Here is a 21862-nt window from a genome sequence, read left to right on the forward strand (position 1 = left end):
AACTTTTTCACCGTAGTTCAATATCACCGGAATAGACTTTGATCTTCTCACCGTTCTCGGTAATCACCGTCAGCGCGCCTGAATCGTCCAATGAGTCGGCAAAGCCTTCAATCACGCCATTAGGCGTATAGGTACGAATAGGACGTTTGAGGGTAACGCTTAGGGCTTCCCAAAGCAGTCGAATGGGTGAAAACCCTTCTTCCAAATACAAGGCGTACAACTCTTCAAATTCTAAGAGAAATTCTTGTACCAAAGTCTCTCTCTTAATTTCAGTCCCTGATTCAATCGCAAGCGAAGTAGCTACTTTCCTCAGCTCCTCCGGATAATCGTCCACCTTCAGATTCACACTGATGCCAATTCCCGCAATAACATACTTGAGACGCTCGTCTTCACCGCTGCTTTCCAGCAAAATACCGCTGACTTTCTTCCCTTTTATCAGCAAATCATTCGGCCATTTGATGCCGATGTCAACGCGGCAGACCTTCTGGATCGACCGGCAAAGTGCGACAGCGCTTAGCAGTGTAAGCTGCGGCATGAAGTAAACCGGTACTCTAGGAGTTAGCACCAAACTCATCCATATGCCTTTACCGGCCGGAGAATGCCACGCACGGCCCATTCGGCCACGTCCGGCTGTCTGTGCCTCGGCAAGCACTAACGTGCCTTCAGGAGCGCCTGAAGCGACCAGAGAATGCGCGATCGTCTGGGTGGAATCAACTTCCCCATAGATATGAACCTTTTGTCCAAGCACCTTCGTTCTCATGCCCTGCAGCAGCTCAGTCACCTGCCATTTATCCGGCTTGCTCACCAGCCTGTAGCCTTTTCGCGGGGCGGCTTCAAATTCATAGCCTGCCGCGCGAAGCTCCTCGATATGCTTCCATATGGCTGTTCGGCTCACGTTCAATCTGCGGCTGATTTCCTCACCGGAAACGTAAGCCTCCGGGGATTCCTGGAAAAGCTCTAATATCCGCTCATTCATCTTTCTCACTCCAATTAATTGACTTCTTCAAGACTCTATTTAGGGAACTTCAGTCCTCTATTTATGCAAAGTAAACAAACTTATACTTTCTTTTCTACTGAAAAAACCACGCGCGCTGCTACTTCGCAGCACGCGCGGCCTGTAGAAGAGATTCCCGCTCGTTCGGCATTTCCCCGAGCGCGGTTCGTTCAAGCAAGAACTGCAGCAGCTTGCCCATCCATGGGCCCGGCTGCATGCCGAGCTCCGACGCCAAATCCTTGCCGGATATGGCGAGCTCCTTGAGGCTGAAGCAGGGTACCTCGCGCAGCCAATCTTCCCCGCGGCGCACCAGCTCCGGCGCTGCTGTGTCAAGAAACAGCGCGAGCTCGCCGCGCTGACCGGCAATCGGCTGCAACACGCGCAGCAGCCGCAGCAGCGCGCGGGCCGCGGCTTCGCCGCTGCGCACCGCGCGAACCTTCCAGACCCGCTCTAGCGGAGCCGGGTCTGTCTGTAGGGCGGCGTCCTGCGGATCGCCGCCGCCGCTTAACTGCGCGGCCACCTCCTCGCGCAGGGCCAGCACTGCCCATACCGCGTCGCCATCGGCGCGGGAGAAGGTCAGCTCCTGGAGCGCCGTGCGGACGATGTCCGCCGGCACCTCCAGGAGCATCAGCAGCATCGACCAGCGGTCATGCTGCTCTTCCAACGCGCTGACAGCGTCCAGCGCGTTGTCCCAGGCGAGCCAGCGCTCAAAAGGCAGCGGAAGCTGCTTTTTGAGGTACGCCGTGAGGCGGCTCGCCAGGAGCAGCCGCACAGCCCGCGCGGGGGCTGGGCCGTCGATCATGCGTTGGAGCTCGCTGCGCACGCGCTCCATGGCGATATGGCGCAGCAGCGGGGCTTGCGCAAGCAGCGCCTGCCACGTGCTCTCTTCGACCTGCAGCTCGTAGGTCGAAGCAAAACGAATACAGCGAAGCATGCGCAGCGCATCTTCGCCGAAGCGCTCTTCCGCTTTGCCTACGCAGCGGAGGACGCCTAAAGCGAGATCCTTTTGCCCTTCAAAAGGATCGACAACATTCCCCGCGCCGTCCATCGCCATCGCGTTCATCGTAAAATCGCGCCGCTTCAAATCCTCCGTCAGATCAGAGATGTAGGCGACAGAGGACGGGCGGCGGAAACCTTCATACTCCGCTTCCTTACGGAACGTCGTCACCTCATACGTCCCCTGCTGGAGGATGACCGTAACGGTTCCGTGTTGAAGCCCTGTCGGCGCGGTCCGCGGGAAGCAGGCAATGACCTGCTCAGGCAAAGCGGATGTTGCAATATCGATATCTTTAATCGGCCGGTCAAGCACGGCATCCCTTACACAGCCGCCTACAAGGTAGGCTTCATAGCCTGCCTCTGTAAGCTTTTCCAGCACGTAGGATGCGCCTCGATCTTTCTCCAATATTTTTCCTGCATCCAACATGTTACTCCTATCCAGCTTTCCTACTCTTATTGACAGGATGAAGCTGTAATGCGATGAGATTCCGGAAGCTCTCTTCCCAATACGCGATAATAAATTTCCTCATATTGCAAGGTCGTAATATCATTGCAGAACGTATATCTGGCACGGTTCAAACAATTTTGCACCACTTGTTCGTAATGCACCTGGTTACTAAGCAAGTTCACCGCATGCTCTGCCATTGTGTCCGTGTCGCCCACTTCAGCAAGATAGCCGGTTTCCCCATGTGTTATCAACTCAGGAATCCCTCCTGCATTTGAGCCAATGGTCGGTACGCCGCAGGCCATAGCTTCCAGTGCGACGAGCCCGAAACTCTCTTTCTCTGAAGGCAGCAGCATCACATCCGCAAGCGAAATCACCTGCGAAACGTCATCCTGCTTGCCGCAGAACGTGACTTTATCGCTCAGACCCAGCTCCTTAACCTTAGCTATCATTTTAGACAAATCAGGACCTTCCCCGACAAACAAAAGACGCGAAGGAATCTTCTTGCTTACTTTTGCAAAGATATCCACGACATCCTGAACCCGTTTGACCGGTCTGAAGTTAGAGATATGAATAAGAATCTTCTCTTCCGGTCTTGCGAACTCGCCTCTGAGCTTCGTAATATCCCGCGGGTAATACACCCGTTTATCGACGAAGTTATATGTTAAATCGATATCCCGGTCAATATCCAGTGATTCCCTTGTTTCTTTAATTAAATCCTTCGACACAGCCGTAACCGCATCGCTTTCATTAATTGCATAGCGAATCAAATCCGAAATGGATTGATCTTGACCGAGAACCGTTATATCCGTTCCATGCAACGTAGTTACGACTTTCAGCTTGCTTCCGACCATCTGCTTTGCAAGCAATGCACATACCGCATGCGGAATTGCATAATGAACATGCAGCAGATCCAGCTCTTCCATCTTGGCGACCTGTGCAAGTTTGCTTGCAAGGGAAAGATCGTAAGGCGGATAACGGAAAACATAATACTGACTGACTTCCACTTCATGATAAAAAATATTTTTATGAAATTTACCCAAGCGAAACGGCATGCTGTGAGTAATAAAATGAACCTCATGCCCTTTTTCGGCAAGCAGCTTGCCTAGTTCGGTAGCAACAACTCCTGAACCGCCTAACGTTGGATAACACGTGATGCCAATTTTAAGTTTGTCGTTCATATTGCACCTCTTTCCCCGATCAATCGAATCGATCTACCAGCAATGGCAGCTTAGAGACGAAACCTTCTGCATACTGAATCATCCGCTTCTGTCCCATAAGGCGATCGCGAGCTTCTACACGTTCTACATAGCCTTGATTGAGCGGTGTCGCTACTGTGCCTTGACCAGTAATAAATTGCGAGCGGTAGGCGCTCAGTGCGGCCGTTTTGGTCTCGTAATAATCGGTTACATCTACAATAAAGTCAGCATCATACACATCGTTAATAAAATAGAAATACATCTGCTCCACATTAACCGGTTCAGTCTCCGGTAAATATTTGCGCAGCTTTGCATTAAAAACAGCTTCTTGAATAAGTGTCGAGCAAGCAATATGATCAGGATGACGATCCTGCCAATAAGGAGCGAATACGATTCTTGGCTTAAACTTCCGAATTTCCGCGGTTATCCGCTCAATATGTTCAGGTGTCACATACAAGCCTCGATCCGGAAGGCCCAGATTCGTTCGTACACGCAATCCCAATATTTTAGCAGCCTGCTCAGCTTCTTCTATCCTCGTCTCTACGGTTCCGTTGGAGGACATTTCCGCATAAGTTAAATCACATATACCCACTCGAGAGCCTAGAGCGGTATGCTTCGCAATCGTTCCGGCCATCCCAATCTCGGCATCGTCCGCATGTGCGCCAAAAATAAGAATATCTAGTTGTTCGCTCATCTTATTCAAGTCCCGGCTTATATTTATGTACGAGTTCTCTCCATGCAAAATCCCCGCGATCCAGCGCTTTTACGAGGATTTCCGCCGTAGCGATATTGGTCGCACACGGGATTCCCTGAACGTCGCATAAGCGCAAGAGTGCAATAATATCCGGCTCATGCGGCTGCGCCATCAGCGGATCGCGTAAGAAGATAATTAAATCCATCTCATTCTGTGCAACCAGAGCGCCGATCTGCTGGTCTCCTCCAAGTGGACCTGACATAAAGCGATGAACATCGAGCTTTGTATTATCCATAATCCTCTGCCCTGTCGTGCCTGTTCCATATAATTTGTGTCCAGCGAAAACATGCTCATAGGCCGTAACGAAGTTCACCATTTCATCTTTCTTGCGGTCGTGAGCAATTAGCGCGATATTTAACATTCTGACTTCCACTCCCCTAGTGCTTCTTAATCTATAAAATGCTCGAATCCATAAATCATGCCGCTATATGTCATGACTTTACGCACAGCAATCGCAACACCCGGCATATAGGCTGCACGGTCATAAGAGTCATGTCTAATCTTAAGCGCCTGCCCTTGTTCTGCCATAATTACTTCCTGTTGAGCAAAAATACCAGGTAAACGTACGCTATGTATTCTAAACCCATTGTAATACCCGCCGCGTGAACCTTCAATTGTTTCTTCTTCTTTCGGATTGCCTTGTCTAAGCTCTTCTCTGACTTCCGAAATAAGCTCTGCGGTTTTCACAGAAGTTCCTGATGGCGCGTCCAACTTCTGGTCGCCATGATACTCGATAATTTCTAAATGAGGGAAGTATTTGGATGCTTGCGCTGCAAATCTCATCATTAAAATCGCGCCAATGGAGAAATTAGGAGCAATAAGTCCGCCAATTTCTTTTTCCTGACACTGCTTGTCCAACTCAGCAATATCTTGCGGCGTAAATCCGGTTGTCCCCATAACAGGGCGAATGCCCAAACGAATCGCCAAACTTGTATGCGAAAACGCTGTTTGCGGTCCTGTAAAGTCCACTAATACATCCGGTTTGGATTCCGTCAAGGCAAGCTCCAAATCATTGCTCATTTTGACGCCACATTCTTCGAACCCTACCATTCTTCCAAGATCAATTGGGCCAGAGGAGCGGCCAACTCCCGCCACTAATTCCATATCGGACTCCGTGAGTACGGTCTTCACAACCTCTCTCCCCATTCTTCCACTTGCCCCAATGACGGCTACTCGTATTTTACGATCCATAATGATTGTTTCTCCTTTGTATATGTTTCAATATCTATTGTTCATCTTTTGCTGGTAGCGAGCAGCCTGCTGCTTTGCCAATTCGTGATTCGGCTCTAATCTTATCGCTTCCATCACGGTTTGATAGGCTCTCCCATAATCATTCCGGAAGGCAAAAACTTCGCCTAGTATTAGATAGGCTTCGATCGCCAGAGGATCGAGGACTATCGCTTCCTTCAGTAAGAAAATCGCTCGTTCCGCATGTTCCGTTTGTGTGCTTAACTGCCTTTGAGCTTTCTCGACCAATTCTCTGGCGTGCAGCACTTGCAAATGATAGCGGTGAGCTTCATTCTCCTCTTCGAGCTGGGCAGCTATTGAAGCGTGTTCGATGGCACTGCTCAACTTGTTGCTTCTTGCATAAGTTATCGATAGTTTGTAGTGATAGGCAGCATTGTTTGGCTCTGCAGCTATTGCTTTTTCAAACCATTCGATGGCTTTCTCAAAGTCTTGTGAAAGTATGGATTCGTATGCTTTCTGTATTTGATTTTCTCCATTCATCTGCCCATCCTCCTTATCGAAAGTGAGTTTCCCGTTAGTGGGGATGGTATAGTTTATGAAGGTTATGTAGTTTCGGTGTTAATTTTAGTCCATCTACCTGCATCTCGCGTATTGAACTTATGCATGATTTTATCATGCGCCTCAGTCAAATCAATACCGAGCGAGTTCGCGAAGCAGATCGTAATAAACATAATATCGCCAAGCTCCAGTTCAATGGAATTATCCGCTTCTGTGCTTTTTTTGGGTTTTTCTCCGTAGGTATGGTTCACCTCGCGGGCTAATTCCCCCACTTCTTCAGACATTCTTGCCAACATAGCCAAAGGACTGAAATATCCTTCTTTGAACTGGGAAATATAAGTATCGACTTCTTTCTGTATATCTTTAAGCGTACGTTCCGACATGTTCACCCTTCTTTCCTTCATCTTCACCAAGATATCATTACTATGTTAAACTAAACAAGAAAAGTTGACAAATTTTTTTGACAGATGTGAACCAGAGGTTTGGAGGAATAAAAATGATTTTTAGGGAACGATTTGCTGATCGATTTACAAATGTGCTTGCGATTACAATCGGCACGGCGATTTATGCGTTTGGTTTACACTATTTCGTTATTTCAAATGAGCTTATGGAGGGTGGCGTTACCGGCATCTCCTTGCTTCTGAAATATGTGCTTAACGTACCTCCATCCATCTCTACATTATTGTGCAATATCCCTTTGTTTTATCTCGGCTGGCGCAATTTTGGGAAAGGCCCCATGCTGTATACCATTTATGGCGTTGTTGCCTTATCGTTTTTTCTCTGGGTGATGGAACTCCTCATACGCATGAATTGGCTTGTGCCCTTTCATACCACACAGGATTACTTTTTAGCCACACTCTATGCAGGGATTACTCTCGGTACAGGACTTGGCCTTGTTTTTCGCTTCGGTGGCACAACAGGCGGCTCAGACATTTTAGCCCGAATCGGACATAAGAAAAAGGGGTGGAGTGTCGGACAAGTCATCCTCATTATCGATGTAATCGTAATTGGCTCCTCTTTTCTCTATTTACCGAAAGAAAAGGTCTTATACTCTCTCGTCGCCGTCTTTGTTACTTCACGCATCATTGATTACATATCCGAGGGTGCCTATGCGGCCAAAGCGTTTACTATCATAAGTGATGAGGCAGTCTCGTTAGCTGAATCGATCACGAAAGAATTAGACCGCGGAGTAACATTATTTCCCGCCAGGGGAGCCTACTCCGGCAATAATAAAGAAGTCGTCTACTGCGTCGTTTACCGTCACGAAACGAGGCGTCTTCGCGAGCTCATTCATGCGATCGATCCTCGCGCTTTTATCATTATTGGTGAGGTACATGATGTGATAGGTGAAGGCTTTAAAGAGAAATAAAACACCAAAAAAACCTAGCTTTCGTCGGCTAGTTCCTTTTCTTGTTCGAGCCTGGGGTAGGAATTGGATAGGGGCTCCAACCGTTTCATGAAATCGTGTTTTTTGAATTTATTAGAGGCGAAATGGCGAATTAACGGACCCTAGTTCCCTCTCCCTCACGTAAAGGGATCTTTTTAACAAAATAGCGGCCCGTAGTTCCCCTAATAAACATAGACATTCTAAAACGCCAAAAAAGGTTGAACAGATTTCATAATCTGCTCAACCTTTTACTTATTCTCCTAGTTCCTTTTCTCGCGATTGCTTGATTGGGACGATATGCCGCCCGGATTGGTACATTCGCCAGCCCACGTAGGACAGAACGCTAACGATGATTAGCCCAATTCCTGCAGACCAGATAATAGGATGTTTAGGATCTGTTATCGGTACGAAAGCAATAGCATCCTTATTTTTCAAAAATAATTCATCAAGCACATGACCCAGTTGGTCTAACCCTGAATCTGCTTGGCGGACAGCCATGGGCTGGCTATTTATGTTTTTTCGCAAAAAGAGAAGGACAGAATCCAGCTTCTCGACGGAGGACGCCTCACGGCTAATTAATAACGAAGGATGAATGATCGCAATATGCTGAGAAAGCTTACCGAAGCTGGCAATGGCTTCTTGCTGTTTCCCCGATTTGACATCTTGGGTTAAAGCTGCCGTGTCATTTTGAAGCACTTTATAATATTGCAGCCACATTGGCTGATTCTTATGTGTAAGAGCATCTGTTGCAAGTCGTATTTTGGCAACAGCCATTTGGGCTTCTTCCGGCGAATAGTTCACGGCATTATAGACCCTTTTCGCTTGCGTAATCGTTTCCGTTAATGCATTAAGCCCCTCCACCGATGTAATACCTTCAAATTGTATTTTGGGGATTTGATCGGACATCTGCATAAGCTTATTTCTTGCCTCAAGCACTTGACCGTCCATCGTTTGCTTGTACATTTCATCGGCAATTTGATTCAAAAACTCAACCCTTTGCACCTGTTGTGGATCCACTGGCTTAACGGCTTGTCCGCTCGTACTGGTGCTAGCTGCGCATGCAGAACTTATACTAACAACTGCTGCCAGCAAAAATGTGACCGTCAGTCGTTTTATTCCCCCGGATAACATAAACATGGGACATCCCCTCCTTCACCATCATCATATGGAGGTTCGTCCCAATTTAGACCATCAGTTCTATGTTTATATAGGTTTCTTTTGGCGTAAACGCAAACAAATGAAAGCGAGCAAAATGCCAGTAATACTTAAGCCGATTGTAAACCCTTCGATGTTCGCATAATAATTGTCCACAAGCACTTCAGGCAACCTAGGGAATACTCCACGTTCGTAGTCCATGAAATCGTTCCACAACGTCCAGCACGCCACGATCAGGATTGCCGGCACACGGTAGGTATACCACCTTACAAATAACAGCGCTTCCACAGCCATTGCTAAATGCGAGCAAGTCAGCATCCAGCCGTCCCAGCCTACAGGAACTCCCTGCCAGGCGCCAGCCCAAATCATCGTCACTGCCCAGATGCCATACTTAAATGAAGTAATTAGAGCAAAAGCTTCGACAAAGCCTCGGATAGCCTGATAAATCTTTCCGTTTCCATTGCCTTTTGAACGATCTATGATCAAGTAACCGACCGACAAAGTGAAGAATAAACTGGCTGTCGGGCTGTCAGGTACGAAGTAAACGTACCACAGCGGTTTTTCGGCAATTGTGTCCACCATTTGAAGCCAATACCACTCGTAACCATACACTGTCCCTAGCAGGTTCGTGATAAAAAACAGCCAAAGCATTTTTTTGCTCAATAAAAAATCCTTACTCCAAAAATAAGAAATGGACACTCCTTGATGCAAGCAAGCTCCTCCTTCAACTGATTTAAAAAAACCTGACCGCATTCGCGATCAGGCTTCCTATTTTATTGGGCCTTTTGTTTGGATAACCACTCAGCAAGCTTCGTAATATCGGCATCTGATAAGCCTTTATCAATGTTTGCCTGGTATTGTTTACCCATGTTACCCTTACCGTTTTTGATGATGTTCAAGATTTCATCCTGAGGATGTTTGTCGCCTACACCAAGCAGCGCCGGTACGCCTGAAGCCGGCATACCTTTGAGTCCAGCACCATGACAGGACAAGCAAGTTGCTTTTTTGTAGATTTCAGCACCCGGATCATCAGCTGCCACGATAGCAGGAGCTTTCTTCGTATCCTTAGCAGCACCGCCGCCAGCAGCTGCACCTTTGTTTGCGTGCAGTTCTTCTTCACGCTTGATGTGCTCAGGAATGATGTTTTTCTCTTTCAACTCAAATTGGTAGTGATCCCAAGATGTGTACGTCAGGTATGTACAAGCGATTAGAGATAAAATCATCAAGCTTGAAGCGATTGGTCTTCTATAGAAACGACGCTCTTTCCCCGTATCCAAGAACGGAGCTAGCATCAAGCCGCCAAATAATAGACCTGGTACAACAACCGCGCCGAGTACAACATAATCGCCGGAAGTATACGGATATTTCAATAATTGATACATGAACAAGAAGTACCAATCCGGCATCGGAATGAACGCTGTATTCTTAGGATCCGCTGGATAACCTAACGGAGCCGGATCAGACATTACCAGCACTAACATACCAACCAGTACGACAACCCCAACCATCCACTCTTTTAACAAGAAGTTTGGAATAAAGGCTTCTGATTTTCCCGGATACGCGGAGTAATCGCGAGGAATCAATCTTTGTTCTTGTGTTTTCTTAATTACGCGGGAATCCCCGACGTAAACGATTTTTTCGTCAGACTTATGACCATGCGCCACGCTATTCGCCCCTCCCTAATTTATAGCGGTCCGGAAATACCTTGTTTGCGAATCATGAAGAAGTGTCCAGCAAGCAAAGCGAGCAGAACGCCAGGCAGGAAGAACACGTGAATGGCGAAGAAACGTGTTAGTGTTTGTGCACCAACGATGCTTCCGCCTTGCAGCAATGTTTCGATATACGGACCCGCAAGTGGTACGGACGCTGCAATTTTCATACCTACTTGTGTAGCAAAGTATGCTTTGTTATCCCATGGAAGCAGGTATCCCGTAAAACCAAGACCTAACATAACGAAGAAAATGAGCATGCCTACCACCCAGTTCATTTCACGTGGTGCTTTGTAAGAACCTGTGAAGAACACGCGCAGGGTATGTAAGAACATCATTACGATAACTAAACTAGCTCCCCAGTGGTGCATACCTCTGACGATAACACCGAAAGCTACTTTATGTTGTAAGTAGTCAACGCTTGCATAAGCATTGATGATATCAGGTGTGTAATACATCGTTAAGAACATACCTGACAAAATTTGAATAACTGTAATGAAAAACGTCAATCCGCCGAAGCAATACACGAAAGCGGAAAAATGATGAGCAGGGTTTACGTGTTCTGGAACCTCATGATCTGCTACATCCCTCCACATAGGCGTAATATCAAGACGTTCGTCAATCCAGTTGTATACATTTTTAAACATCTGACTGTGACGCCTCCTTATACTCTTGTGTTAGCATGCAGTTGTCCCACATAAACGAAACCATTCTCTACTTTGGTTGTGTATTCGTCCAAAGGTTTAGGTGCTACAGCAAGGTTCTTACCGTCTTGCGTATAGTGAGCACCATGACAAGGACAGAAATACTGATCTTTGTAAGCCGGGTTATCGTTCCAGTTGACCGTACATCCAAGGTGCTTACAAGTTGGATTCAATGCAAACAGCTTTCCGCTGCTGTCCTTGGAAATCCACGCCACCAACTCAGCATCACTCTCGTACCAACCATCTACCTGATGAACTTGGAACGTAAATGATTGTGGTACATTTGTAATTTTACTTTCTTCGACAACTTTTACCCAATCCGATTCTGACTTCTTTTGAAGCACAGGATCTACCGCAAACCGTATCATTGGAATAATGATGCCGGCCCCCATGAATCCTCCAGCGCCACCAAGGGTGTAAGAAAGAAATTGTCGACGAGACATTTCGCGTTTTGTCCCGGGTTTCTTCCCGTGCTGTTCTTCTTTGTGATTGTTATGATCACTCATTCTCAGGTCTACCCTCCTACATTGGCCGATGTCCAACCCTCTCGGACGTCAGTTACCTCTATCACGTGTCGTTCGACATTACACTACATAACTAGGACATTACTAATAATAGCCTACGACTACTGGGTCGTCAAGAATCCAGAACTCCTTTTGAGCCATTGAAAACTTGGCGTTCGGACAAATTTTAACGAAATTGTCACAACTTTTTGGCAGCCAATGTACGCCATTACTCCCCTTATCCTGCACAATTTTTTTTCCAATAATACGCTTAACAGATAAAGTTAATCACTATGCTGCCATAAGTGCTGAACTTGCTTGGAAATACTTGATTTGATCTGTTCGGATTGGCTTGACCACTGCTCCATATCGACAGCAATCAACAAATCGGTTTGATCCGCTTTCCAGGCTGCAGCTTCTGTATGTATGGTTAGTACGATGACATAGCGGAATCCCATCCTTTTTAAATGAAGTGAGAGAGCTTCAAGCTGGTCTCTCATATTCACAGCCGTCATGTAATGCAGCGCTGGGTATGTCACTACCCTTCCCTTGTAGGGGATTTCGATGGTTTCGAGTGCATCTCGAAGCTGTTCCAGCGCTAATGTCACAGTTGCCGGGTCTTCAAAACCCGTCAACCCCGTTACTGGCAGCAAGCATGTATCCAAATATGGTTTTAAATCGGGCCAATCTTGTGCTGGAATATCATTGAACTTCAACAGGACTTCCCCCTCTATCTTTTGCCAAAAAAGCTTTCGCTATGTAGCATTACCCAACTCTTCTTGTACACTTTAATCTGTCCTTACCCGACTGTCAATTGAGCGTTCAATTGAGTTATCCATTGAGTTATCCATTGAGTTATCCATTGAGTTATCCATCGAGCTATCCATTGAACTGTCAAATGAACTATCGAATGAGCTGTCCGATTGTCCGCGCAATGCTTCAAGCGCTTCTTCCAAGTCCTGCTGTTTCACGACTAGATAAGGACTTTGCCATTCCCCATCCAGATGTATATAGTTTACGTTCGCGGGTTTGTAGTCACGGTACGATTTCGTCAATGTTCGCAGTTCATCCGCTGGAATATCCGTTTTAATAGAGCTTCCCATAATATCGAGCAAATTAGCCCATGCGGTAAGGCCGTTCAGTGAAGTCAATTTATCAAGCAATTGATTGAGTACAAGCTGTTCTCTCTCGTTCCGCACGATGTCTGACGATTCCGCTGTGCCCAAATTTGATTTGCGGTAGCGAATAAAATCAAGTACTTGCTTGCCATTCAAGATCTGCGTGCCTTTTCTCAAATTAATATCCGTACCATCGCTTTCGTCTTGGTATCGCATATCCATATCGACATCAACCGTCATGCCCCCAAATTGATCAATGAGCTTACGAAATCCATCAAAATTAATGACAGCCATATAATCAATTGGAACTTGATATACTCTACTAAACAGTTGTTTCGTTTCATCTAGTGCCGTGTCTTTATTCTTATTATAATAATAAGCATAGAAATAATTAGCTTTATGCGATGTTTCTAAACCGGACTTGTCAGCAACAATCTCCAGGTCTCTTGGGATCGACACCACTGTCCCTTGATGGGTGACTGGGTCTATACGAAAGAGCATCATGACATCCGTATTTCTTGAACCTTCGCTGCCCTCTCGCTCATCAATAGCCGTAAGCAGCAAGGTAAGCGGCTTCTCTTCGACTTCATTCGTATTTGATATTTGGGATGTTTGAGTTAGCGGTATTTCACCTGTATGTAAGTCGTCTGTAGTCGACACTTCCGGAGCAGCTATTTGATCAAGAGTTTGATTCCATTTGTTCATCAGAAAAACGGCATATCCGGATGCAGACCCGACAATTAAAAATGTGATAAGAATAAATGCCGTCAAGACTTTACGTTTCCGCATGTTTTTCAAGAGCTTTCTCATTTGTTTTCTCCTTTTGTCCGCAGTATAGTCTAATTAATGGACGCACGACAAAACAAAATAGTTCTTTTTTATCATCTTTACAGCAAAAAAAGACATGTGAAATGAATTCACACATCTTTTCTACCATACTTTTCCTGCAAGACCAGTTATCCAGAAGATTGCAGCGTTTTAAGCTCAGATGTAAGAGCAAGAAATGTCGGTTGATCCCCTTTTGCTAACGCAAGGTCAATCTCTTTATAGAGATTTTGTTCTTTATATTTGCGAATGGCATCATCCCAAACCATTTCCGCGAAAAGTGCCAGCAGCGCGTTGTTAGATACATTCATTTTTCCCATGAGACCTACCTCCAAATGTTATACGCGGTTTGTCAGGAGCTTCTTTTTCGCAAAAACATGAAAGTCTGTTTCTTGGTGCCTGCCAACCCCTGTGGCTCCTACTTTATCATATTCATTCTGTACATTAGCGCTTCCTTCAAAAGCCCGATTGGTCAGGAATGTGTTTATACCTACTACTTCCCGTCCCCTTTGAATCGTGCACTCTCTTGATCCAGAAAGAGAACCACCTTATCTTCTTCGGCCACAAAAGTGCCTTGAATCACTTTAGCTCCAAGCTTGGTAACCTGTACCACCATGCCGCTCTCATGATCTTCTCCAATCCGAATGAGCCCCAAATGCATCATCATTTGTAAAATGCGTTGTTCCACAATAGACTCTGAACTATCATAGTAAAATGGCTTAACCAATTTACAGAGCACACCACTCAATGATTCAAATGTGACCCATTGACTGCTGAGACGGTCAACCCATCCCGCGAGGCTTTGTACATTGGGAATCGGATTTTTGTAAAGTCGCAGCCAGAACTTGTACACATCTGCCAGATTTTCTTTTTTCCCTTCCAGCAGGCGCATTTTTCCCTCTTCCGTTAATTGGAGCGATTGGGCCTGTTCACTGATCAACTGGCGGTAGTAGCAGTAATCATAGATGAAAGAGAATCGATTCGGATAGTCTTTAAACATACGTCCATACCCGAAACGCCAAGAACCTTTCGTCACCATTTCTTCCTGCACAGACAACCGGTCAAGCAGTTGTTGAAGCTGCCGCTTGTACATCGCCCCTTCCGCTGTAAGAGGTATTTCGTGCTGATGAGAAATGTACGTCAAAAAATGAAAGATATCATCCACCAAGAGTTGTTGCTCATCCCGATAAACACTCGGCTCATTGGTCAGCTTCAAGCTTTGCTTAAATTGTCCTGTGAGCACTTCACTAAATTTTCGTTTCAAATCATTTGGCACGTGAAACAAAAATTTCGTTTGCTGCGAATACCCGTTAAACAGCCAGCCGAGCTTTTTAAATTTAATGACCATGTCGCGGGGATTCCACTCACCCGATTCTTCCTTTTGAAACCGCGATTGTTGAACTCTAGCGATCAGTTCTTCGATACTGAATGCATTGCGAGGATCAAAGAGCAGCGAATTTAGAAATCGGATATCTTCGATGTTCAAACCTTGAATATGCTTTTCAAAAATTTCTCTGCGCAGCGCTGTACTCAAAATAGATTGAATCAACTCATTCTTAGAATGGCCATTGCACTCACACTCGTAGGTATGAGCTATGCGGCCTAGCTCGTGAATATCGGCGTAGCTGAGCATGTCCGCTAGGTTCATTTCCATCTACATCCCCCATTTGGCGAAGCTTTCAGCTCCGTGGTTTCTAGTAACCATTATGGGGTTTTTTCCCGAAAATATTCCAAGGCAAACAAAAAAAGCACGACTCCACTTTCGAGTCATGCTTCCTGTTCAGTTATTGTTCATGTACGGTTTCCAAGTGAGATAAACAGTTATATAACTCAAGCTCCCACCCGTTTTCTTGACGCAGCAGTATCGTTAATGACGTATTTTGCAGGAATTGCTCGCTGTCCATGCGTAAAACTCTGAGCACCTGCACAATGAATCCGCCATGAGAGACCAACAATATTTTCTGGGTCGGATATGCCTCAAGTATTTCTGTTTCTAGCTCCGACCAACGTTTCCAAAGCTCATCATCCGACTCCTGGCCCAGATCCTGAAGCTTCCATTCCGGCCCCCAGCGCTCTTCTCTTTCGGCTGCAGTAGTTCCTTCCACCTGTCCATATTTACGCTCTCGCAGCCTATTATCCGTCCCGATAATGGGTATTCCCGACATCTTCGAGATGATTTGCGCCGTTTCCTTCGCTCTTTTTAAATCACTGCTGATAATCCCGTCCCATGTTTCATTGGCTAATCTTAGTCCAAGCAACCTGGCTTGTTCTCTTCCTTCGTCTGTCAAATCCGTATCCAACTGTCCTTGTAGTTTACCTAAACGATTCCATTCCGTACTTCCATGCCGGATAAAGCCAATTGTTGTCATTTGATATCCCCCACTAATCATAAAATGAAAAATGCCCCTTCCGGAGCATTACGCTTTCGTTCGTGATAACCAGTTCATAATGATAATTGTTGCAATTAAACCTAAAATTGAAACAACCAGTAAATAATGAGGATACGAATGTATCGGACCAACGTGGAAACGTAATGGTTCCATGAAGCTAGGGTTTAAACTGGCTACCGCATCCCCCATTTTGTGGCCATTCATAGATTCAGAGCCTGTGGATTTCATGGCTTGAGGCGCCTGTAGATCAAATAACGTATTATCAGCAGCAGCTATGGATGATTTCGGTGTCCCGTCATACACCACAGCAAACAAAAAGCTAAATACGAATAAGGCTAAACAAAAAGCAATGACAGCTGTAAGATTACGGCGAAGCTTGTAAGAGATCGTATACATGCGCTCAGAAACCGGGATACGCCAGGATTCATCCTCATAAATTCGACTCATGACCTTGCCTGAAACCATCGGTTCATAATCAGGAAGTTCGCTCTCGACTGCAGCCGTACGAATGAGTATCGTACTTTCCTCCCAGATAAGAAACTCTTCTGCACAGTCAGCACAAGTCGCAATATGCTCATCCACCGCGGTACGTCGCAGGTCATCATTCGGCAAATCCCAATATACCCCAAATAATTCCTGGATCTCACTACACTTCATCGCTGTTTCATCCCTTCGATTCTTCGAATATCGGTTCACTGAAGTATGGGTCCAACTGTAACTTGACTGACGCTCTTGCTCGGAACAATAACGATTTGACCGAGCTTACAGTTTGACCTAAAATGTTGGCGATTTCCTGATAATCCATCTGGTCATACTCTCTTAATATCAAAGCTGACCTTTGTTTCTCCGGCAAACTATTAATCGCATCTCGAACCATCGATACTTTCTCGTTTCGCAGCATGGCTTGCTCCGGCATGGCATCAAAAGAAGCATGTGGTGTCAATCCGCTTTGCTCTAACGAAACTTGCACACTTTTATTTTTGCGCAGCTCACTCAAAACCGTATTCCGGGCAATTGTATACAACCAGGTAGAAAAGGAAGCTTCAATTTCACGAAAGGAATGCAAACTGCGATACGCTTTATAAAATGTTTCATTACACAAGTCTTCAGCGATAGCTTCCATTTGTGTACTTTTGAGCATATGAAAGATGAAGGCAAGGATTTTACGCTCGTAACGACGCATAAGCTCGTCATACAGCTGAACATTTCCATCCTTGATTTCTCTGATCAATTGGGAATCGGTCATTACGTGGCGACCCTCCTAACAAGTTCCCGGGTACCACTCCAACTGCTCATACATGTTGTACTGCAGTTAGAGTGAAAAGTTGCGATCATTTGTAAAATAAATGTGAATGGATCTTTATGTAAAAAACGTCCATAATAAACCTTCTCGATCGATCGTGAAATTCCTGCTCGATTCGACAAATTGTTGAAAAAAATTCATTTTTAAAGCTTGTCTAGTTAAAGCAATAACTCACCCTATCCATTATATAATAATTTCAGAAAAATATGGTATCTGTAAGCAAAAAAAAAACCGCCAAATTGGCGGCTGCACTTATGGTGCGATTATCGGATAGGAGTGGAGAGAAACCATACTGTACTTTTATTATATGTATACGGTTTCATTCTGTCAATGACTATTTTGAAAACGTTTACCGTTTCTTTTTTCAACTAAGCTTTGGTTCCTTCCAACTTTTGCCTTTGTGATTGATTAATTAAATTATTAATGGAATGAGGCCGAATATAGGGACTACCTGCATTAATGCGTGGAATCTGCATGGGATCCGTTTGAACAGATGTTAAGCCCGCCTTGGTCGTGAATGCATATTTGACTCCTGCTTCAGTGAGGTAGGAAATCGTAAAATCATCATAACTGCCAAAAGGATAAGCATAAGAGTCGATAGATTTAGCTCCATTGACTTCTTTAAGTTTTGCGATACAAGTTTTGGTATCCGAAATGACCCTTTGTCTGAGATCTTCATCTGTTTCAGTTGAGCCATTCACCGTTAGCTTGTTATTCAGCATCGGTTTGCCATCTTTCATGGCATGCAATTGGTCGGAATGAAGTTGAAAATCAATATTCGAAAATTCTTTTCTCATTTTCCTGATTTGATCTCTGGATAAGGACGGCAGCAAGGTCGCTGTCGGGTTGTCCAAATCTTTTGTAATAACGAAATTAACCGCTGGAATACGCATCTTTTTGAGAATGGGATAAGCATTCGTGTAAAAGCTTTCATACCCATCATCAAAGGTGATCAGAACGGCATTATCAGGAATTCTAGCACCATCTTTCATAAAACTTTTGAACTGATCCATCGTAATAAAATTGTACCCCTGCCGCTGAAGCGCACTTAGCTGCCGCTCAAATAATTTCGTTGAGATCGTCACAGATCCCTGCACTTGATCATCAATGTGGTGGTAAACGAGTACTGCGACTTCCTTCGAATAGATGACATTGTTCGCACTTACAAATGAGGGGAAAAAATTAACAAAAATAACAACAATAATTAACGCACTTTTCAACATCATCCAGATCCTCATTTCGTTCGCCCCACACGTATAAGTTTTGTATTATAAATAAGAACGATGTCATTATAGCACGAAGTTTTTTTTTTGAGAATCACTTTCAATAGAATAAAAAATAAGCTGATTCCCGTAGGAACCAGCTCATCTCTTGGTATAAACGATGTTAAACATGAACCGCATATGGACCACTAAGCAGCTCGCCAGCACGATCCGCGTCTTCCTGATTACGGAATGATAAACGTAGAATGCCAGGAACGTCTTCACGGCTCTCAATGATTTGGATATTGCTCAAATTAATTCTAGCATTACCTAATAATGTCGTAATTTGTCCGATAATACCAGGATGATCAGGAATATCCACATAAATATCAAACAATGACGTAATCATACCTTTTCTGCGCTCAGGCAGTTGACTTCTGAACTCGCCGGCAATACGAAATTGTTCAACGATTCCCTCGCCATCGCTATTCTCAAGCAGCTCCACGAAACGCGAAATTTCCAGATTCCAATCGCTAAGAAGCTTAAGCAGCACCTGGCGATTGTTTACAAGAATATCCCGCCATATCATCGGCTCACTGGATGCAATGCGTGTGATGTCTCTGAAGCCGCCTGCAGCCAGATTCTGATACAACGGATTCGTTTCGTTATACCCTCTTACTTGGTTAACAAGAGCAACAGCAATTATATGCGGCAGATGACTGATCGCACCAACGATATCGTCGTGTTCCCTAGCGCCAACTTGCACGATTTGGGCTTTCGTTGTCTTGAGAAGCTCGGTTAAGCGGTCAACCTCAGATTGAGGCGTCCCCTCTGCTGGCGTCAGTACGTAGAACGCATTTTCAAAAAGATGCGATGAGGCTGCCTCTACACCGTGGCGTTCGGAGCCTGCCATTGGATGACCTCCAATAAAGTAGACGCCTTCCTTCACAATGGTTTCGGCACTTTCCGTAATGGAAGCTTTGGTACTGCCAACATCCGTAATGATGCATCCTTTCTTCAACGGAAGCTTCATCAACTGCTGCACATAGTCCTCTAGCATCCCTACCGGTACGCATAGAAAGATGTAATCCGCTCCATCCACTGCCTCAGCCATGCTAGTTGTTGCCACATCAACCACATTCCGTTTAAGCAGCTTCTCCACTGATTTCGGATTCGGTGAATGGCCGACAACGGTAAAACCTGGTTTTCCTTTGTAACATAAGGCTAGTGAACCGCCAATAAGCCCTACGCCAAATATCGCAATTTTCGTCATAAGATCAACCTTTAAATTGTATTAGGCTTGTACAGCGACCTCGGCCAGCACCTGCTGCAGAGCTGCTATGAATTTCTCATTCTGTTCCCGCGAGCCGATTGTAACTCGAAGCGATGTTGGGAAGCCAAGCATATGTCCGCCGCGGACAATAATTCCTCTACGCAACAAACCATTAAATACGTCACCTGCAGGACGCCCTACATTAACCATAATGAAGTTTCCGTGAGCTGGGAAAGCCTGTAATCCCATCTCGTTGAATTGCTCTGTTAAGTAATTCAGACCTGCCGTATTCGCTTCGCGGCAGCTAGCGATGAAATCTTGGTCCTTAATGGCCGCAAGTGCAGCAGCTTGTGCAAATCTAGTCGTGTTGAAAGGCTCGCGAACTTGATTAATCGATCTAATAACATCCGGGTGCCCGACCCCATAACCGATTCGCAGCGAAGCCAAACCGTATATTTTTGAAAAAGTACGCAGTGCAATGACATTCCGGTACTGGCCGATAAACTCGATACTATCCGGGAATTGTCCAGTCGTATTGTACTCACAATATGCCTCATCCAGAACGACCAACACATGCTCAGGAACTTTTGCTAAAAATGCTTTAATTTCCGCATCCGTATTCATCGTACCGGTCGGATTATTCGGATTACAAATCCATACGATCTTCGTACGGTCTGTAATCGCAGCCAGCATGCCATCCAAATCATGCGTACCATCTTTCAATGGGACCTCAATGGATACAGCTCCTTCAATCTCACAATTGTGCTTATATTGCGGGAAGGTGTGGGTAGCCATCACCGTTTCATCGCCTTGTACGAGGAAAGCGCGGGCTAGCATGAGAATAACCTCATCGGAACCTGCTCCAAAAATGAGTTGGTTCGTATTCACTCCGAGGTACTCGGCTACTGCCTCTGTCAATTCAACAGCTCCGCCATCCGGATATAAGCTAATGTTCGCAATTTCAGCCTCGATCGCCGCTCTCGCTTTAGGCGAAGAGCCGAATGGATTTTCATTGGATGCAAGCTTAATCACTTCTGTTAATCCTAATTCTCTTTTCACTTCTTCAATAGGTTTACCCGGCTGATAGACCGGCAAATGTACAATGGTTTGTTTCGGTTTCATTGGTAGTCACCTCATCAATTAGTTGTCCGAACCTTGTAATTGTCCCACAAAAATAACAGCTTTGTAAAATATGGTTCCTTTTATGTAGAAGGAATACTGCTTATTCTACTCATTTGAGACAAATGTCTCAACGATCAACAAATAATAGTGTACTGCTTTAACGCTTAACAGTAAATAGGTAATTTTTAAAAATCCCCCTAGACAAGGTGTCTAGAGGGATTTCGTTATCTGCCTTTCAACTGGCCAACAAAGCCGCCAATTTGCTGTAGACCTTCCGGATGGGCAGCATCTTCTTTAAAATGATGCAACGCACTTTCAATCGAACGGACAATGGCGCTTCCCACGACGACACCGTCACAAAGCTTCTCAAACCGCTGCACTTGCTCACGGTTGGATATTCCGAAGCCGACAACGATCGGCACATTCGCTGCTTCCCGCACGGTGGAAAGAAAGTCCTCAATCCCTCCGAAAAACTCAGCGCGTTCACCGGTAACGCCTAGCGATGAAACACAATAAACGAATCCGCGAGCTCCAGCGGCAATGCGTTTAACACGTTCATTCGATGTTGGCGCAACTAGTGGAATCAAATGCACGCCATAGGACTCGGCAATCGCCCTTGTTTCACTATCTTCTTCCAGCGGCAGATCGGGAATGATGATACCGCTGATTTCATTTTCCTGCATCGTCTTGAAAATTCGTTCCAGACCGATTTGCAGCACGGGATTATAGTAGGTGAAGAGAATGAACGGCAGCTTGGAGCCTCTGTTTCTGGCTTGGCGCGCCACATCAATCACATCATATATCGTTATTTTACTTAATAGCGCACGTTCCGAGGAGCGTTGAATCACTGGACCGTCAGCTAACGGATCTGAATACGGAACACCTAGCTCGATTAAATCGGCACCAGCCCGCTCCATCTCCAGAATAAGCTCCAAAGAAGCTTCTTTGGACGGATCACCGATGGTAAGGAACGGGATCATTGCCGTTTCCCCACGCTCTTTGAGCTCAGCAAATCGCTTATCTATCAGGTTCATAAC

25 protein-coding genes are annotated in these 21862 nt (G+C 45.5%); 1 reads left to right on the forward strand and 24 read right to left on the reverse strand.

What is annotated here, in order from left to right:
• Positions 1–7 precede the first annotated feature (7 nt).
• The 8 genes from J2Z65_RS05500 to J2Z65_RS05535 all read right to left on the reverse strand — a co-directional run bounded on the left by J2Z65_RS05500 (position 8) and on the right by J2Z65_RS05535 (position 6517).
• Positions 8–976 carry a biotin--[acetyl-CoA-carboxylase] ligase gene (locus tag J2Z65_RS05500; protein ID WP_167053853.1) on the reverse strand — a complete coding sequence of 323 codons (969 nt, stop codon included), beginning with the start codon at positions 974–976 and terminating at the stop codon, positions 8–10.
• 118 nt (positions 977–1094) lie between these two features.
• Positions 1095–2417 (reverse strand): CCA tRNA nucleotidyltransferase, encoded by a 1323-nt coding sequence (locus J2Z65_RS05505; protein ID WP_167053851.1) that lies wholly within the window; start codon positions 2415–2417, stop codon positions 1095–1097.
• Between the two features lie 26 nt (positions 2418–2443).
• Positions 2444–3616 (reverse strand): N-acetyl-alpha-D-glucosaminyl L-malate synthase BshA, encoded by a 1173-nt coding sequence (bshA, locus tag J2Z65_RS05510; RefSeq protein WP_167053849.1) that lies wholly within the window; start codon positions 3614–3616, stop codon positions 2444–2446.
• A 19-nt stretch (positions 3617–3635) separates the two neighbouring features.
• Positions 3636–4328 (reverse strand): bacillithiol biosynthesis deacetylase BshB1, encoded by a 693-nt coding sequence (bshB1, locus tag J2Z65_RS05515; protein WP_167053847.1) that lies wholly within the window; start codon positions 4326–4328, stop codon positions 3636–3638.
• 1 nt (position 4329) lies between these two features.
• A complete protein-coding gene (locus J2Z65_RS05520; RefSeq protein ID WP_167053845.1) occupies positions 4330–4749 on the reverse strand; it encodes a methylglyoxal synthase in 420 nt (139 codons plus the stop codon).
• Positions 4750–4775: 26 nt separating this feature from the next.
• On the reverse strand, positions 4776–5579 hold the full coding sequence (dapB, locus tag J2Z65_RS05525) for a 4-hydroxy-tetrahydrodipicolinate reductase (protein ID WP_167053843.1): 804 nt from the start codon (positions 5577–5579) through the stop codon (positions 4776–4778).
• A gap of 27 nt (positions 5580–5606) precedes the next feature.
• Complete coding sequence (locus J2Z65_RS05530) at positions 5607–6116, reverse strand: tetratricopeptide repeat protein (RefSeq protein WP_167053841.1); 510 nt, start codon at positions 6114–6116, stop codon at positions 5607–5609.
• A 62-nt stretch (positions 6117–6178) separates the two neighbouring features.
• On the reverse strand, positions 6179–6517 hold the full coding sequence (locus J2Z65_RS05535; protein WP_167053839.1) for a nucleotide pyrophosphohydrolase: 339 nt from the start codon (positions 6515–6517) through the stop codon (positions 6179–6181).
• A gap of 113 nt (positions 6518–6630) precedes the next feature.
• Here J2Z65_RS05535 and J2Z65_RS05540 point away from each other — a divergent pair, with 113 nt between their 5' ends.
• Positions 6631–7503, forward strand: coding sequence for a YitT family protein (locus J2Z65_RS05540; RefSeq protein WP_167053837.1), 873 nt, complete (start codon positions 6631–6633; stop codon positions 7501–7503).
• Positions 7504–7773: 270 nt separating this feature from the next.
• Here J2Z65_RS05540 and J2Z65_RS05545 read toward each other — a convergent pair whose 3' ends face one another.
• The 16 genes from J2Z65_RS05545 to trpA form a co-directional block, all read right to left on the reverse strand.
• Positions 7774–8658, reverse strand: a complete 885-nt coding sequence (locus tag J2Z65_RS05545) for a sporulation protein YpjB (protein ID WP_167053835.1) — start codon at positions 8656–8658, stop codon at positions 7774–7776.
• 66 nt (positions 8659–8724) lie between these two features.
• Positions 8725–9387 (reverse strand): DUF1405 domain-containing protein, encoded by a 663-nt coding sequence (locus tag J2Z65_RS05550; protein ID WP_240159516.1) that lies wholly within the window; start codon positions 9385–9387, stop codon positions 8725–8727.
• A 62-nt stretch (positions 9388–9449) separates the two neighbouring features.
• A complete protein-coding gene (locus tag J2Z65_RS05555; protein WP_167053833.1) occupies positions 9450–10340 on the reverse strand; it encodes a c-type cytochrome in 891 nt (296 codons plus the stop codon).
• Positions 10341–10360: 20 nt separating this feature from the next.
• Positions 10361–11032, reverse strand: a complete 672-nt coding sequence (qcrB, locus tag J2Z65_RS05560) for a menaquinol-cytochrome c reductase cytochrome b subunit (RefSeq protein WP_127451419.1) — start codon at positions 11030–11032, stop codon at positions 10361–10363.
• A 17-nt stretch (positions 11033–11049) separates the two neighbouring features.
• A complete protein-coding gene (locus J2Z65_RS05565; protein WP_167053831.1) occupies positions 11050–11595 on the reverse strand; it encodes a QcrA and Rieske domain-containing protein in 546 nt (181 codons plus the stop codon).
• Between the two features lie 281 nt (positions 11596–11876).
• Positions 11877–12308, reverse strand: a complete 432-nt coding sequence (locus J2Z65_RS05570; RefSeq protein WP_167053829.1) for a DUF2487 family protein — start codon at positions 12306–12308, stop codon at positions 11877–11879.
• A gap of 72 nt (positions 12309–12380) precedes the next feature.
• Complete coding sequence (locus tag J2Z65_RS05575; RefSeq protein WP_167053827.1) at positions 12381–13520, reverse strand: LCP family protein; 1140 nt, start codon at positions 13518–13520, stop codon at positions 12381–12383.
• 146 nt (positions 13521–13666) lie between these two features.
• Positions 13667–13855 carry an IDEAL domain-containing protein gene (locus tag J2Z65_RS05580; RefSeq protein ID WP_167053825.1) on the reverse strand — a complete coding sequence of 63 codons (189 nt, stop codon included), beginning with the start codon at positions 13853–13855 and terminating at the stop codon, positions 13667–13669.
• Positions 13856–14028: 173 nt separating this feature from the next.
• The gene (locus J2Z65_RS05585; protein WP_167054425.1) at positions 14029–15183 is read right to left on the reverse strand and encodes a hypothetical protein; all 1155 of its coding nucleotides are present in this window, start codon (positions 15181–15183) and stop codon (positions 14029–14031) included.
• 136 nt (positions 15184–15319) lie between these two features.
• Positions 15320–15904 (reverse strand): histidine phosphatase family protein, encoded by a 585-nt coding sequence (locus J2Z65_RS05590; protein ID WP_167053823.1) that lies wholly within the window; start codon positions 15902–15904, stop codon positions 15320–15322.
• Between the two features lie 48 nt (positions 15905–15952).
• The gene (locus tag J2Z65_RS05595) at positions 15953–16582 is read right to left on the reverse strand and encodes an anti-sigma factor family protein (protein ID WP_167053821.1); all 630 of its coding nucleotides are present in this window, start codon (positions 16580–16582) and stop codon (positions 15953–15955) included.
• A 7-nt stretch (positions 16583–16589) separates the two neighbouring features.
• Positions 16590–17171 (reverse strand): RNA polymerase sigma factor, encoded by a 582-nt coding sequence (locus J2Z65_RS05600; RefSeq protein WP_145655289.1) that lies wholly within the window; start codon positions 17169–17171, stop codon positions 16590–16592.
• A 425-nt stretch (positions 17172–17596) separates the two neighbouring features.
• A complete protein-coding gene (locus J2Z65_RS05605) occupies positions 17597–18454 on the reverse strand; it encodes a polysaccharide deacetylase family protein (RefSeq protein WP_167053819.1) in 858 nt (285 codons plus the stop codon).
• Between the two features lie 160 nt (positions 18455–18614).
• Positions 18615–19703 (reverse strand): prephenate dehydrogenase, encoded by a 1089-nt coding sequence (locus tag J2Z65_RS05610; protein WP_167053817.1) that lies wholly within the window; start codon positions 19701–19703, stop codon positions 18615–18617.
• Between the two features lie 21 nt (positions 19704–19724).
• On the reverse strand, positions 19725–20825 hold the full coding sequence (gene hisC / locus J2Z65_RS05615; RefSeq protein WP_167053815.1) for a histidinol-phosphate transaminase: 1101 nt from the start codon (positions 20823–20825) through the stop codon (positions 19725–19727).
• Positions 20826–21049: 224 nt separating this feature from the next.
• Positions 21050–21859: a tryptophan synthase subunit alpha gene (gene trpA, locus J2Z65_RS05620; RefSeq protein ID WP_167053813.1), complete on the reverse strand. Its 810-nt coding sequence runs from the start codon at positions 21857–21859 to the stop codon at positions 21050–21052.
• Positions 21860–21862: the final 3 nt, after the last annotated feature.

The organism is Paenibacillus aceris (assembly GCF_017874035.1).
GTDB classification, from domain to species: domain Bacteria; phylum Bacillota; class Bacilli; order Paenibacillales; family NBRC-103111; genus Paenibacillus_E; species Paenibacillus_E aceris.